This window comes from Flavobacterium sp. ARAG 55.4, assembly GCF_051846875.1.
Classification (GTDB): Bacteria; Bacteroidota; Bacteroidia; order Flavobacteriales; family Flavobacteriaceae; genus Flavobacterium; species Flavobacterium plantiphilum.
Genome location: NZ_JBPYCT010000003.1, coordinates 1 through 14,458, shown reverse-complemented (window position 1 = coordinate 14,458; position 14,458 = coordinate 1). Strand labels below are relative to the sequence as shown.

The following is a 14,458-nucleotide window of genomic DNA, read 5'->3' as shown; positions in this document are numbered from 1 at the left end:
CCACCGAAGCGGGATTTTAAAGTACTTTTAATTTTTATTCATTATCACTTTGACTGTAGTAATTGTTTTCTTCATCTTCTGATCCTATTTCCTCCTGGGCATCATCGAGTTCGCTACCCGGTACGTCCAAATCATCCCCGGGTTTATTTTCTTTTTCGGTATTAAAATTATTTTCGATCCCTGTACCCTCTTTTGTGTCCCTGTCATTTTCAGTAGTAATGGCATCCAAATTAATATTTTTAACCTTTTCTTCCTGATTGTAAATATCCTCATTTGCAGGATAATTTAATTCATTTAAATTTTTCTCAATTTTATTTTCAGTAGTTTCTTTTTTATCTTCAGAATTTTTCATGGTATCTATCTTTAATTAGACTTTGTTTTTTAGCATAAGTTAAAGGTATAAAGTGTTTTTTACTTGTGTGTTATATTTTAGTGTGGGATTGTTTTAGTATTCGCATGTTCTATTTGCTTTTAAAATATATTAATCTAATTTTTTAAAATTACTGTTGAAAATTATAAATTTTTAGGTTCGTTTAATAAAAAACTCCCATTTTAAACTAAGTTTAGAAAGGGAGTTTTACATTAATTACAATATTTTTAAAAAAGTTTTTCCCAAGGATTGTCGGTTCTAAAAGGAACGGCAGGAAGTCCTTCTTTATTGATAAAATTTGACTGTGCAGCTTCATTCCAGTTAAAACGGACGTAATAAGGATGTGGAACTCCGGGAGCAGAAACCATTACTTTATCCCCTTGCTGAATAGCTTTTGCAGCAACAAATTTTTTATCAGCTCCGGCAATAGTAAATCCGGTCAGAGGTTTTTCATCGCGACTTGCTATGCCGCTTCCCGTATGGGTAAAAGAAATTTCGATGCTGTTATTTTCAAGTTTCATTTTTTGGAAACGCGGTCCGGAATAAACCACATTTTGCATTCCGTAAGTTTTGTTAGCGGCGGTTAAGCTCAGTCTGCGGCCTACTTCCCATTTGTAACCGGGATGCAATTCGGTTATAGTATCAGTTAAATCAGTAATTGTGGCTAATTCAGTGTTTTTTAACTTTAAATTTAAAGCCTGAGCTTCCCAGAATTCAGGAAGATTTTCAACGGTAAGTGGTCTGTCTTTTGAAGCAGAATAATTGTATGGGGCTATCTGAACAAAATAGAAAGATAGTTTTTTATCTTTCCAGTCGTTACGCCAGCTTTGTATTAAAGTTTTTAGTTTGTAGGCATATCTGATGTTTTCCCCCAAAAAGCAATTGGATTCTCCCTGATACCATAAGATTCCTTTTATACTGTATGGAAGGAGTGGTTCTATCATCGTGTCATAAAATTTTCCGGCATCGCCACCATCATTGCTTAATTTGCTCAGAATTTGTCCGTTTTTTAGTTTGGGTTCTATTTCCATTTTTGAAGCCTGAATCCAGGGTTCAATGCGACTTCCGGGTACCGCAGCAGAAATCATTCCTATTGGTACATGTAATTTAGCGTATAAATCTTTTGCAAAATAATAACCAACAGCCGAAAAGTCCACCAATGCTTTTCCCATTGCATTGTCCCATCCCAAATGTTCAGGACTTGGATCCATGTATTTTCTTCGGTCCAGGAAAATGCGAATGTTTGTATTGTCAGCGTTATTCAAATCATCTTCCGGCGGATGATAGCCTTTGGTTTTAGTTTGATAGTCGCTGTATTTACGCATAGCGTATTCCATGTTTGATTGTCCGGAACAAAGCCATACTTCGCCCACTAATATATTTTTAAGAACAATAGTATTTGTACCCTGAATGCTCATTTCTCGTGCTTGAAAGGATGCTTTAAGAGGATTGAGTTTTATCATCCAGTTTCCTGATTGATCAGCAACGGTATTCTTCCTTTGTCCTGCAAAAGTTACTGTAATTTTCTCGCCGGCAGCAGCTGTTCCCCAAACAGGAATTTTTTTCTGCTGTTGTAAGACCATATTATGTCCCAGTATTTTAGGGAGAGTTATTTGTCCCGAAATATTAGAAATACATAACAATAATAGAGTCAGTGATAATAAGATGTGTTTTTTTAAATACATTTTTTTTGTTTTTAAAAAGTCAAGGGGCGGCTAGAAAGCCTCCCCTTGAATAATGATTATTTAAATTTTGTTCTACGATTTCGACTAAGCAGTAATGAGAACAGAGGAAATTCATGTTGGATATTATTTATTCCAGATTTCCCAAGCTTTTTCAGCCTGAAAAATAAGCATGTCTAATCCATTTTTTATTTGTGCTCCTTTTTCTTTGGCATTTTTTAGAAATTGTGTTTCAGCCGGATTGTAAATTAAATCGTAAGCAATATGTTGCTCTGTAAAGAATTCATAAGGAATCTCAGGACAGGCTTCAATATTTGGGCTTGTTCCAATAGGTGTTGAGTTGATTACGATCTGGTATTCTTTAAAAACATCTGCATTCAGCTGACTGTAATCAATGGCTTTTTCAGAGGCTTTTCTGGAAACAAAAGTATACTCAATTCCCAGTTCCTCTAATGCAAAAGCAACACCTTTAGATGCGCCGCCTGTTCCCAGGATTAATGCTTTTTTATGATGCGGCTGCAATAAGGGGTTTAAAGATTTTAAAAAACCAAAATAATCAGTATTGTATCCTTTAAGTTTTCCTTTTTTAGTAATTTTAATGGTGTTTACAGCACCAATTTTAGTTGCTTTTTTAGATAATTTGTCTAAATAGGGAATAACTTCCTCTTTGTAAGGGATGGTAACATTCAGACCTTTTAAATGTTCTGTGTTTTTAATGATTTCAGGAAATGCTGAGATTTCCTGAATATCAAAATTTTCATAGGTATATCCCTGGTATTTTTCTTTTTCAAATTTAGTTGTAAAATGTCCTTTAGAAAAGGAATAACTGATATTACGCCCCAGTAAACCGAAGCGCTTTCTTGAATTTTGGGTCATTATTATTTTTTATGTTTTTCGATATAATTTTGCACCATTTTTTTTGACCAAACCACAGGAAATAAATCCTCAATGAGGATGTAATTGTCAAAATTCAAACGGAGTGCATTACTTAAGTGGAATTTAGCTTTTCTGTTGTCCTGAATCATAAAATAAAGACCAGCCAGACGGTATTCTATTTCATTTTCTTCCGGGAAATAATCAGCTGCCTGCAACAGCGTATGGATAGCACTTTCAAATTCGCCTAAAAATTGTAAAATATCAACCCAAAACAACCAGGTGTCGAGTTCAGTATCTCCAAATTCGACTGCTTTCCTGAAACCAAATTCAGCTTCTTCAAAAAAGTTCATATGCCTGTTGATACTAGCATATCTTTTCCAGTAAAAACGATTTTGATTGTCAATTGCTAAGGCTTTATTGACATAGAAAAGCGCTTTTTGGTAATTTTGCTCTCGCAAATAAAAATCAGTAATAGCTATCCATCCTTTATCTAATAACGGATCTTCATGTACTGTTTCGTTGTAGAATTTAAGAGCTAATACTTTATTTCCTAACTTTTCATAACATTTACCTATTCGAAGCAAAGCATACGAAGTCGCATCGTCTAATTCGATAGTTCTTTTGTAACTTTCTATAGCTTCATCATATTTTTCTAAACGTTCTAATGCCTTTGCTTTTTCCATAAAAGCTCCTAAGAATTCGTCGTCAATGAGTGTAGCATAATCAAAGGCACGAATAGCATTTTCATAATCTTTAAGTCCGTAATGCAAGCGTCCTTTTTGATGCCAGGCAATTTCACTATAAGGATTTTTATCAATATAATGATCCAGATAGGTTATGGCTTCTTCATTTTGGTCTAAGAATTCAAAGCAGTACACAACATTGTATAAAGCAGATTGATCCTCAATATCTTCTTCAAGACATTTGATAAAACTTTCTTTAGCTAATTCAAGGTTGTCCATGAAAAGATATTCCATACCTATCAGATTATACACATCGGCATAATCATCAGTGTATTGCAAAGCTATTTTTAGTAATTCAACGGCTTTTTCATGTTGGTCTCTTTTAGAGTAGATGTTAGCCTTTTGAATATAAATTTCTTCGTTGTTCGGTTCAATGGCATATAGCTCGTTGAGTAATTTCTCAGCTATATCCAATTTGTCATCATAAACCAGCATTTCAACCTGAACGAGTTTTAAGCCTGTAGACTTAGGGTGTTGGTCTAATGCTAATTTAAGCGCTTTTTTAGCTAAAGCGGCCTTACCTGTATCTAAATAATGAAGTATAATTTCTTCAAACTCTTCAGAGTCAAAAAAGAGTACTTTGTTGGTTTTCAACATGGACTCAAATTTGGATAGCGATAAGTTATAATCTTCTTCTTCGTTGCTTAGTTGCATACTTTCTGTTTTTAGAATTTGGCCTAGCTTAAAGTTAGGCATCCTTAGTGTTATTTTTGAAGAAAAAAATGAATTATTGTGAACAATTTAATTAACAAAAACAATTTAGTTAATCGAAGTATTGAGTTTATTTTTTAGCTGAAGCCATAACTTCGTCCATTACTTCTAGTATTATAGCGCATCCTTCACGTATTTCTTCTTTAGAAATGGTTAAAGGAGGTGTAATTCTGATGGCGCATCCTTCAAAGAGGAGCCAGAATAAAATAAGTCCTCTGTCCTGACATTTTAATATCACTTCATTTGTGATTGTTGCATCAGCCGTCATTGCAGCAAGCATCAATCCTTTTCCTCTTATTTCCTGTATCAAAGGGTGTACCAAAAGTGTTCTGAAGAGCTTTTCTTTTTCTAAAGCTTCCTGCATCAGGTTAGTTTGGATCAATTCTTTTAAAGTTGCCAGACAGGCTGCCGCAATGACAGGATGTCCGCCAAAGGTCGTGATATGGCCTAACTTAGGATTTTCGGTTAATAAATCCATCATCGCTGATGAGGCTGTGAAAGCGCCTACAGGCATTCCGCCGCCCATTCCTTTTCCCATAACAACTATATCAGGAACAACATCGTAATTCTGGAAACCAAAAAGCTTACCTGTTCTTCCAAAACCGGGCTGAATTTCGTCGAGAATCATCATCGCACCAACTTCGTTGCAGCGGGCACGTACTTTTTTCAGAAAATCATTGTGCGGTGTTATAAATCCGGCACCACCCTGAATAGTTTCGAGTAAAATACCCGCTGTTTTAGTGGTTATTTTTTCTAAATCGGATTCCTTATTAAAAGTGATATAATCTACATCAGGTATTAACGGACGAAACGCCTGCTTACGTTCTTCAAATCCCATAACGCTCATGGAGCCCATGGTGTTTCCGTGATAGGCATTAAGGCAGGAAATTAACTGGCTTCTGCCGGTAACTCTTCTGGCTAATTTTAACGAACCTTCAATGGCTTCAGTACCTGAATTTACTAAATAGGTCTTGTCTAATGGAGCGGGTAGAAGGGAAGCCATCAGTTTGCAATATTCCACAGCTGGGCTTTGCGAATATTCTCCATAGACCATAACGTGTGAATATTTGTCTAATTGGTCTTTTATCGCCTGATTAACTCCCGGATGCTGATGCCCTAAAGTACAGGCCGAAACACCGGCTACAAAATCTAAATATTTTTTATTATTGATGTCGTAGATATAAGAACCTATGGCATGTGAAACTTCCATTCCTAAAGGGTATGGAGAAGTTTGTGCCTGGTATTTTATAAAATCTGAGTTCATTTTTTATTTCTTAAGTTCTTAGTCGCCAGTCCTTAGTTTCTAAGCTTTAAAAATTATTAAATTTAAAACTGAAAAGACTAATAACCAAGTTTTGAAAACTAAGGACTAGATACTAACTAGCTATTTTTTTTTCTTCTTTTTATCGTAGTCTAAAGTTTCTTTTCTGACTTTCATTGGAACATTTTCTTCAGCGGCTTCTTTTTTAGCTTCTTCAATCATCTTGTCGTTGTATTGATTTTCCTCTTCGGGAAAGATATCATCTTTTGATTTTATTCTTTCGTCTCCACGCCAATTAAAACCCCTGAATTTCCTGTCATGCTCGTCTAATTCGTCTTCAGGGAAAATATCACCGTCTACCTGTTGGAAAAAAGTGATGGTCTCAATGGCGTTTTTATCAAAAAGAATGTTGATTTTACTACTTACATTTTTATTGATTCCAATAAGTTCCTGATCGTCATTTCGCATATAATAAATCACTTCGGCATTCTTAACAATATCAACATCATGGAGTTTTCCTTCGAGGAATTTACCATAAAGATTCAAACCTTTTATTTGATTGTAGCCTGTTCCCAGTGTATCCTTAGAAATAATAAAAGTATTGTTGAGTACTTTGAGCGAGTCTAGTTTTTGTGTTTTATTATCTCCAATAAGATGCATGATATCTCCGGTTATCTGGCTTTCCCCGTTCCAGAGAATAGGGTTTCCAATGAGTTTTGTGAGTGCTGTTTTGGAACTCGAATGAATGGAATCACATTTTCCGCTCATATCGACTTTGAAAAAACGGACATTATTAAAAGCCCGGATAATTCGGTTTCCTTCTTTTCCGGTTACCATCAGTTTTTTTCCATGGATATAAACAGAGTCATTTTCGACAAAATTAACAGCAACGGCTCTTTTGGTTACATACATCGAATCTTTCTTTTGGAAAATTTCGGCATAATGGCCTTTAACAACACCTCTGTTGATGGAGTCGGTAATTTTTACATTTCGCGTAGCCGATGCAAATTCCTGATTTCTGTCATAATACAAACTGTCACCTTCTATAAGTCGGTTGTCATATTTGATATACGATTTCCGAAGAAAATGGGCGAGATTTTTTTTAGAGTCATAAAACCCTTTTTCAGTATAAATAAAGTTGGCAGCACTTGTTATCGTTGAAGGACCAAAAAGATAAGAATGCCCGGAATTGCTGTAGTAATCTAAATGATTTGATTTGATTACATATTTGGGGTTTGTTACCACAACTTCGGTTAAAAATTTGAATTTTTTTTCGGCAACAAAGTACCTGCCGGATTTACTTACCAGTGTATTTTCTTTGTTTACAATGGTTCCTTTAGTATTGTAAAAAACTTCCTGAACATTACGGTCAAAATTTATGGTGTCTGTACTTAAAGTCGCATCAGGAGAAGTCATCACGGCATCACCTGTGGCAAATGCTTTTTTTACGTTTCCGTTATATTCGGCATATTTACTATTTAAATAAAGAGTATCCCCTTGTACTAATTGTACATTTCCAAAGGCTTTGATGTAATTTTCTTTTTGAAAATAATAGGCTTTATTACAGGTTAAAACGACTCCGTCATGGTTTACAACTACATTTCCGGTCAATAAAAAAGCATCGGGCATTTCGGCCTGATTTACATCGGCAAAATCAGAATGCTCAACGATTATTTTTTTAGGTGTTTGCGCACTTACATTCATAAAAGTAAGTAAAAACAGAGCAAAACAGATGACAAACAGTGATTTATTCAAGGGTATATATTTTTGTCAAATTTATGAAAAAGGAAACAATCCCAATAAATATTACTATTTATTTATGATTTTAAAAGTAGGAGCGGGGGAATTATTCGCTTTGATTTAATTGAAAAAAGCTGATGAAATACTCACCAGCTTTAAGTTTATGGAACTAAAGAATTTGCTAGTACCTTTTTCTGATAAAAGTATTGCGATAGTTTTCATTTACTTTTTCCCAATTGATAACATTAAAAAAGGATTCTATATAACTTCTTCGGCGGTATTGATGTCCCAAATAATATGCATGTTCCCAAAGATCTAAAGCTAAAACAGGGGTGCCTGGTACAGCAGCATTTTTCATCAGAGGATTATCCTGGTTTTGAGAACTGGTAATTTTAAGTTTACCTGCTTTATCTACAATTAACCAAACCCAGGCTGAGCCAAATTGTTTTGTCGCTTCCTGTTTAAACGCGGTTTTAAAATCATTATAAGAACCAAAATCTCTGTTTATAACAGCTGCAATTGTATCTGTAGGATTTCCGCCGGCATTAGGTGCCATTGATTTCCAATACAAGGAATGGTTATAAAAACCTCCGGCATTGTTTCTTAGTTCTGTATCATTGATATCAAGTTTGGTCAGGATTTCTTCTATAGTTAAATTCTCATATTCTGTTCCTGCAATTGCCGTATTAAGATTATTAGTGTAAGTCAGGTAATGTTTGGAATAATGCATTTCTAAAGTAAGCGGAGAAATTGTGGGTGCTAATGCATCATAAGAATAAGGCAATTTTTCTAATAAAAAAGAACCGGGAGCTGCTTTTACATCATCAGGAAACCCAATAGTTACTTTTTCCTGAGCTGTGGGTAACGGAACTTCAACCACTTCAATTAGTTTTTTCTTATTACATGAAATAAAAAAACTAAAAAATAAGAGAGATGTTGCTGTTAAAAAAAGTTTTTTCATTGTATTGCTTCTTATGTTTCAAAGAGAATTAATAATTGCTATGTAGTTTTCTTTGGCTTCTTCGGCAGAAATATGACTGATTTGCATCCAGGCATTTATTTTAAAAGCATCTCTTAAATGAAAATTGGAAGTTTGCCTAATTTCCATTGTGCCAATGGTTGCCTGTTTGTAAAAAGCATATAGTCTTAATTGGACATCCTGAGGGAGAGATGCCTGAGTCATTTTAGAAGCTTTTTTTACAGCTTCATTAAAACGGGTATCTAAATCTTTTTCAGTCATTACTTTTTTATTGCAATAATAGTTTTTCCTCCAATTACTTTTTGATTTAAAACTACATTAACGGGAGTACCTAAAGGTAAAAATAAATCGACTCTGGAACCAAATTTTATAAAACCGGCATCTGTACCCTGAACTACCTGCATCCCTTCCTGTGCATAATTAACAATTCTTTTGGCTAAGGCGCCCGCAATCTGGCGGTATAAAACAGCACCAAAAGTATTGTTTTCTATAACCACCGTTGTTCTTTCGTTTTCTTCGCTTGCTTTAGGGTGCCAGGCAACTAAAAATTTCCCAGGATGGTATTTGCTGAATTTTATAATTCCGCTCATCGCATATCGGGTTACGTGAACATTTATAGGAGACATAAAAATAGAAACCTGTAACCGTTTGTCTTTAAAATATTCTCCTTCATATACTTCTTCAATTACCACAACTTTTCCATCTACAGGAGCGAGAATCTGGGTTTCGTTAATATCTACAGCTCTTTTTGGATTTCTGAAGAATTGTAAAATGATAACAAGAATAAAAAAAGCAAAAATTTGTAATCCTTTTTTAAGCCAGATTATATCAACAAAATAGTCAGAAATTAATAGTACTAAAGCAGTAAAAATAATTCCCAGTAAAATAGTCTTGGTTCCTTCTTTATGAAACATAATTTAAAATTTGATAAAATAAAAATATAATTGGTGCTACAAATATAACACTATCTAGTCTATCTAGTACACCTCCGTGCCCAGGCATGATATTTCCGCTGTCTTTAACCCCGGCAATTCTTTTGAATTTGGATTCTACCAAGTCGCCAATGGTTCCAAAAACACCTACAATTGCAGCAATCGAAGTCCAGATTAAAATAGACTGGCTGCTGAATTGAGGGTTAGGGCGAATGTAATATTTTGAAATCAAATAACCCGCTAATATGGCAAAAAGAATCCCGCCAATGAAGCCTTCAATCGTTTTTTTAGGAGAAATACGTTCAAAAAGTTTATGTTTACCAATAGATTTTCCAACAATATATGCAAAAGTATCGTTGGTCCAAATTATTAAAAACAATCCAATTATTATTTTAGGATTATAATCTTTAATTCCAAATGAAATTTTAGTAATAAAAATAAAAGGAAGTATGATGTATCCAAAAAGATATAGGTATTTTGAAGAAGTACTTATTTTTTGAATGTTATCATAAAACAGAAAAAGAATGCATTTAACCGATACCACTAAAGTTATAGCTAATAATACAATATTGAGTTGTTGTACATTGACTGTAATCTGAATATTAGTATCAAAAAAATCATTAATCGTTGTGGTAGTGATTTTATTGTAATGACTGATTAAAGTAACAGTTCCATACAATAATACTCCTGTAATTAGCGGGAGTATTCTGTTGATTTGGGTCAGATTGCAAAATTCGGCTATGGCTATCACCAAAAATATACCAAAAAGTATAAAGAAACTTTCGGTAGAATATAATATGGAAGCTATCAACAATAGGATATAGATGGCACCCGATATTGATCTTTTAAGGGTTTCATTCATTTTAAAGATCTTCTAAAAGCAACAAATAAAGATTTTTTGCCGAACTTCCGTACTGGGTAAAGTCTTCTTCTTTTGCTTTTTCAAAATATTTTATAGCTGTAATATTTGTAGGATAGTCTCTTTCGTATTTCTTTTTTATAGCACTAAGTCCATCACTTTTCATAGCTAAAATTTGACTGGTTGTCGCCAATACTACTATGTTAACAGGTAATTCATTAGGTTTAAGCTGCTTGATTTGTTTAGAGGAAAAAAGGATAGATCCTTCTTCTGCAATCAAGTTTTCACAGCTGGAAAATAAAAATTTAGGGTTTGCCGGTTTCGTATAATTGAGTTTGTTTTCTTCTAACAGGTCAAAAAGTTTTGGATCATAACTAAGGACTTCGCTTTCAAACCAGTCATTTTCTTCGAGGATGTTTTCAAATTGGTCCTTTACTTCCTGAGTATTTTCGCAGTATAAAAATTTACCTCCGTTTTTCTTGAAATTATAGATAAATTGTTCGTCCACAGATATATTACTCTCAGGAAAGAAATTGCTATTCTGGTTTTCTTTTTCCTCATCTGATGCCGAAATACTAGATCCGAAAATTTTTCTAAAAAGACTCATATTTTGTAGGGTACTTTATATATTATTTGTAACCGTTCAAAGATAAAAAAATCTTAATTCAAAACGCGGTTTTGAATTAAGATTTTAAATAATTTATGTCAATAGTCTAATTAAGAGACTACTTCTTCCAGATTTTTATCGAAGCTTCTTTTTCCAAAAATGGCTTCTAAATCGTCTTTAAAAATGACTTCTTTTTCGATAAGAATATTAGCCAGTTGATTTAGCTTATCTTTATTTTCCTCTAATATCTGAATTGCTCTTTGATACTGACTTTCTATAAGTGCCGATATTTCAGTGTCTATCACTTTTGCAGTCTCATCTGAATAAGGTTTTGAAAAACTGTATTCGCTTTGTCCGGATGAGTCATAATAAGTAACATTTCCTATTTTATCATTCAAACCATAGATGGTAACCATGGCTCGGGCTTGTTTGGTTACTTTTTCCAAATCACTCAAGGCACCGGTTGAAATCCGGTCAAAAGTTACTTTTTCGGCAGCACGACCTCCCATAGTAGCGCACATTTCATCAAGCATTTGGTCAGGGCGAACAATTTGACGTTCTTCAGGTAAATACCATGCAGCTCCTAAACTCTGTCCGCGTGGAACAATGGTAACTTTAATTAACGGTGCGGCATGTTCCAGCATCCAGCTCACAGTTGCGTGACCGGCTTCGTGAATTGCAATTGCTTTTTTCTCTTCCGGTGTAATGATCTTATTTTTCTTTTCTAATCCACCTACAATTCGGTCTACTGCATCAAGGAAATCTTGTTTGTCAACAGCCGTTTTGTTATTACGTGCAGCAATTAGAGCAGCCTCATTACATACATTGGCTATATCTGCACCGGAAAAACCGGGAGTTTGTTTTGCTAAAAAGTCTAAGTCTAAACCTTCTACTTTTTTTAATGGAGCTAAATGAACCTGAAAAATTTCTGCACGTTCGCGTACATCCGGTAAGTCTACAAAAATTTGTCTGTCAAATCGACCGGCACGCATTAAAGCTTTGTCTAATACATCGGCTCTGTTTGTAGCTGCCAGAACAATGACATTAGTCTGACTGCCAAAACCATCCATTTCTGTCAGCAATTGATTTAAAGTGTTTTCTCTCTCATCATTACCACCTGACATATTGTTTTTTCCGCGGGCTCTACCTACAGCGTCAATTTCGTCTATAAAAATAATTGCTGGTGATTTTTCTTTAGCCTGTTTGAATAAATCGCGTACACGTGAAGCTCCAACACCTACAAACATTTCAACAAAATCAGAACCTGATAAGGAGAAAAAAGGAACCTGTGCTTCACCGGCAACCGCTTTAGCCAATAAGGTTTTTCCGGTTCCCGGAGGCCCTACAAGTAAAGCTCCTTTAGGAATTTTACCTCCAAGATTAGTGAATTTTTCCGGGTTTTTAAGGAATTCTACAATTTCCTGAATTTCTTCTTTTGCACCTTCCAGTCCGGCTACATCTTTAAACGTGGTTTTAACATCATTTTTTTCATCAAAAAGTCTGGCTTTAGATTTTCCGATATTGAAAATTTGTCCTCCACCGCCTGCGCCACCACCTGACATTTTACGCATAATAAAAATCCATACCCCAATTATAATAATTACCGGAAGTAAACTGATAATAATATCTGACCAGTTACTGGCTTCTTTGAAATCGTAATCAACAAGTTTTTTTTCAGCTTTAGCAGCATCCAGTTTTTCCTGAAAAGATTTTAAATCACCAAATTTAGTGGTGTAATGCGGTCCTTTATTTGGTCTGTCAAATATGTCTTTAGCGACTTTTTTATTTGCAGGATCTTTTAATCCTTTTTCCGAAAGGTATATTTCAGCATCTTTATTGTTAAAAATGATAACATTTTTAATTTCGCCTTTGGTTAACATACTATCTATGTTAGACGATTTTAACTGAGCCGGTTCCTGTAAACTGGAACTCCCTGTTATGAAGCTGATAAACAGAAAAATAAGTAAAATGGCAGTGTATACTAACCATGGACTTATTTTGAATTTATTAGGATTTGGATTATTGTCTTTTGCCATTATCTTTTATCTTACTTTAATATTTATTTGCAATTGTAGTAATTTTTGCATCACCCCACAAGCTTTCGATATTGTAATATTCTCTAATTTGTTTTTGAAAAACGTGAACAACGATATTAACATAGTCCATAAGTACCCATTCAGCATTATCAGTTCCTTCAACATGCCAGGGTTTATCTTTAATTTCTTTTGAAACTACTTTTTGAATGGAGTTAACAATTGCGTTAACCTGCGTATTTGAATTTCCGTTGCAGATAACAAAATAGTCGCAAACTGCGCTGTCAATTTCTCTAAGATCGAGAATATCTATATCATTTCCTTTTACTTCTTCTATTCCTTTGATAATGTTTGCCAGTAGGTCATCATTATTTACAGTCTTTTTTGCCATGAATTATTTTTATAATAAGGGTGTAAAGTTACCATTTTTTGTGATTATTTTTGAACCTTAACATAATATTAAATTATGTTACAAAAATAATTGCTAATGAAACTAATCAAACTCAATGCCATAGATTCTACAAACGATTTCCTAAAAGGGCTGTCACTTACGCAGGAATTACAAAATTTCACCGTAGTCAGTGCTGAAAATCAAACTAAAGGGCGAGGTCAAATGGGATCGGTTTGGAATACCGAGGCATCTAAAAACTTAATAATGAGTGTTTTTGTGAAAGATGTTGTTTTAAATCCAAATGGTATTTATCAGCTTAATATTGCAACAGCATTAGCAATGGTTCAGGTACTGAAAACTTTCAATATTAAAAATTTAAGTGTAAAATGGCCAAACGACATTATGTCAGCTAATTTTAAAATTGGCGGTATTTTGATAGAAAATACTTTTAAAACCAGCGGTCATATATCTTCAATAATAGGGATAGGTTTAAACGTTAATCAGACTAATTTTGATGATTTGCCTAAAGCTTCTTCAATGGCTGTAGTTGCTGATGCTGTTTTTAATAAAGAAGAATTATTAGTTCTAATCGTTGAACAATTAAAAGAAAATTTATTAGAAATTCATTCAAATTCTCAGGAATTATGGAGTAATTACTTAAGAATTTTGTTTAAAAAGGGTGTTCCAATGCCTTTTAAAGTTAAAGAAAAATCTTTTATGGGAATCATTACAGGAGTTTCTGCAGCAGGAAAATTAATTCTGTTATTAGAAGATGATAGTTTTGCAGAATATGGTATAAAAGAAGTCCAAATGCTTTATTAGTATCTGATTATAAAGGATGTTAAAAGTGTCTTATTTAATTTGATTTTTCGAAAAAGCATCTTATTAATATTCATTTTACAGGGATAATTAGAAAATATACGAATAATTTTTATTATGTAAATTATTGTCTTACAGTGTTTTATTTTTAGTGTTGTTTACAAATGTTTTTTTAACACTTAAAAAAATGATGGAAATAAGTTTTTTTATTTTACTTTTGGATTTCGTTTTTCGTAAAAAATAGTTCTTATAAAAATATATGCGCTATTTAATATTTGGAATTTTAAAGGAATTCTAAAGTTTTAAAAGATTTATGAATCGAAACTGTTATGAGAAAAATTAATATTCTATAAACTATCATTAACCAACTAAAAAACAAATTTCTTATGAGCTCAAGTCTCGAATTTGCAGATTATGCAGTATTTATAATCTATTTTTTAATTGTATCGATTTAC

At 33.7% G+C, this 14,458-nt stretch carries 14 protein-coding genes; 1 reads left to right on the top strand and 13 read right to left on the bottom strand.

All coding sequences use genetic code 11. The features are described from left to right. Positions 1-34: 34 nt before the first annotated feature. From ACSV4D_RS04045 to rsfS, 13 genes are all read right to left on the bottom strand, one after another. Entirely contained in the window at positions 35-352 is a 318-nt protein-coding gene (locus ACSV4D_RS04045) for a hypothetical protein (RefSeq protein ID WP_439227247.1), read from the bottom strand. 245 nt (positions 353-597) lie between these two features. Then, complete coding sequence (locus ACSV4D_RS04040) at positions 598-2,055, bottom strand: sialate O-acetylesterase (RefSeq protein WP_439227246.1); 1,458 nt, start codon at positions 2,053-2,055, stop codon at positions 598-600. Positions 2,056-2,178: 123 nt separating this feature from the next. Further along, complete coding sequence (locus ACSV4D_RS04035) at positions 2,179-2,928, bottom strand: shikimate dehydrogenase family protein (protein ID WP_439227245.1); 750 nt, start codon at positions 2,926-2,928, stop codon at positions 2,179-2,181. A 2-nt stretch (positions 2,929-2,930) separates the two neighbouring features. Beyond that, positions 2,931-4,325, bottom strand: coding sequence for a tetratricopeptide repeat protein (locus ACSV4D_RS04030; protein ID WP_408081522.1), 1,395 nt, complete (start codon positions 4,323-4,325; stop codon positions 2,931-2,933). Positions 4,326-4,452: 127 nt separating this feature from the next. Next, positions 4,453-5,646 carry an aspartate aminotransferase family protein gene (locus ACSV4D_RS04025; protein ID WP_408081523.1) on the bottom strand — a complete coding sequence of 398 codons (1,194 nt, stop codon included), beginning with the start codon at positions 5,644-5,646 and terminating at the stop codon, positions 4,453-4,455. 120 nt (positions 5,647-5,766) lie between these two features. Beyond that, entirely contained in the window at positions 5,767-7,347 is a 1,581-nt protein-coding gene (locus tag ACSV4D_RS04020) for an OstA-like protein (protein ID WP_439227476.1), read from the bottom strand. Between the two features lie 217 nt (positions 7,348-7,564). Continuing rightward, positions 7,565-8,344 carry a superoxide dismutase gene (locus tag ACSV4D_RS04015; RefSeq protein ID WP_439227244.1) on the bottom strand — a complete coding sequence of 260 codons (780 nt, stop codon included), beginning with the start codon at positions 8,342-8,344 and terminating at the stop codon, positions 7,565-7,567. 18 nt (positions 8,345-8,362) lie between these two features. After that, positions 8,363-8,623 (bottom strand): acyl-CoA-binding protein, encoded by a 261-nt coding sequence (locus tag ACSV4D_RS04010; RefSeq protein ID WP_408081525.1) that lies wholly within the window; start codon positions 8,621-8,623, stop codon positions 8,363-8,365. Next, positions 8,623-9,276 carry a phosphatidylserine decarboxylase family protein gene (locus ACSV4D_RS04005; protein ID WP_408081526.1) on the bottom strand — a complete coding sequence of 218 codons (654 nt, stop codon included), beginning with the start codon at positions 9,274-9,276 and terminating at the stop codon, positions 8,623-8,625. Before ACSV4D_RS04005 ends, ACSV4D_RS04010 begins: the two co-directional genes overlap by 1 nt. Continuing rightward, the gene (locus ACSV4D_RS04000; RefSeq protein WP_439227243.1) at positions 9,266-10,156 is read right to left on the bottom strand and encodes a phosphatidate cytidylyltransferase; all 891 of its coding nucleotides are present in this window, start codon (positions 10,154-10,156) and stop codon (positions 9,266-9,268) included. The genes ACSV4D_RS04005 and ACSV4D_RS04000 overlap by 11 nt, the downstream gene beginning before the upstream one ends. Before the next feature lies 1 nt (position 10,157). Further along, positions 10,158-10,760, bottom strand: coding sequence for a lactate utilization protein B/C (locus ACSV4D_RS03995; protein ID WP_408081528.1), 603 nt, complete (start codon positions 10,758-10,760; stop codon positions 10,158-10,160). Positions 10,761-10,870: 110 nt separating this feature from the next. After that, complete coding sequence (gene ftsH, locus ACSV4D_RS03990; protein WP_408081529.1) at positions 10,871-12,796, bottom strand: ATP-dependent zinc metalloprotease FtsH; 1,926 nt, start codon at positions 12,794-12,796, stop codon at positions 10,871-10,873. Positions 12,797-12,812: 16 nt separating this feature from the next. Further along, a complete protein-coding gene (rsfS, locus tag ACSV4D_RS03985; RefSeq protein WP_408081530.1) occupies positions 12,813-13,184 on the bottom strand; it encodes a ribosome silencing factor in 372 nt (123 codons plus the stop codon). A 96-nt stretch (positions 13,185-13,280) separates the two neighbouring features. On the opposite strand from rsfS, the gene ACSV4D_RS03980 reads away from it, so the two are divergent. Next, positions 13,281-14,006 (top strand): biotin--[acetyl-CoA-carboxylase] ligase, encoded by a 726-nt coding sequence (locus ACSV4D_RS03980; protein WP_439227241.1) that lies wholly within the window; start codon positions 13,281-13,283, stop codon positions 14,004-14,006. Positions 14,007-14,458 lie beyond the last annotated feature (452 nt).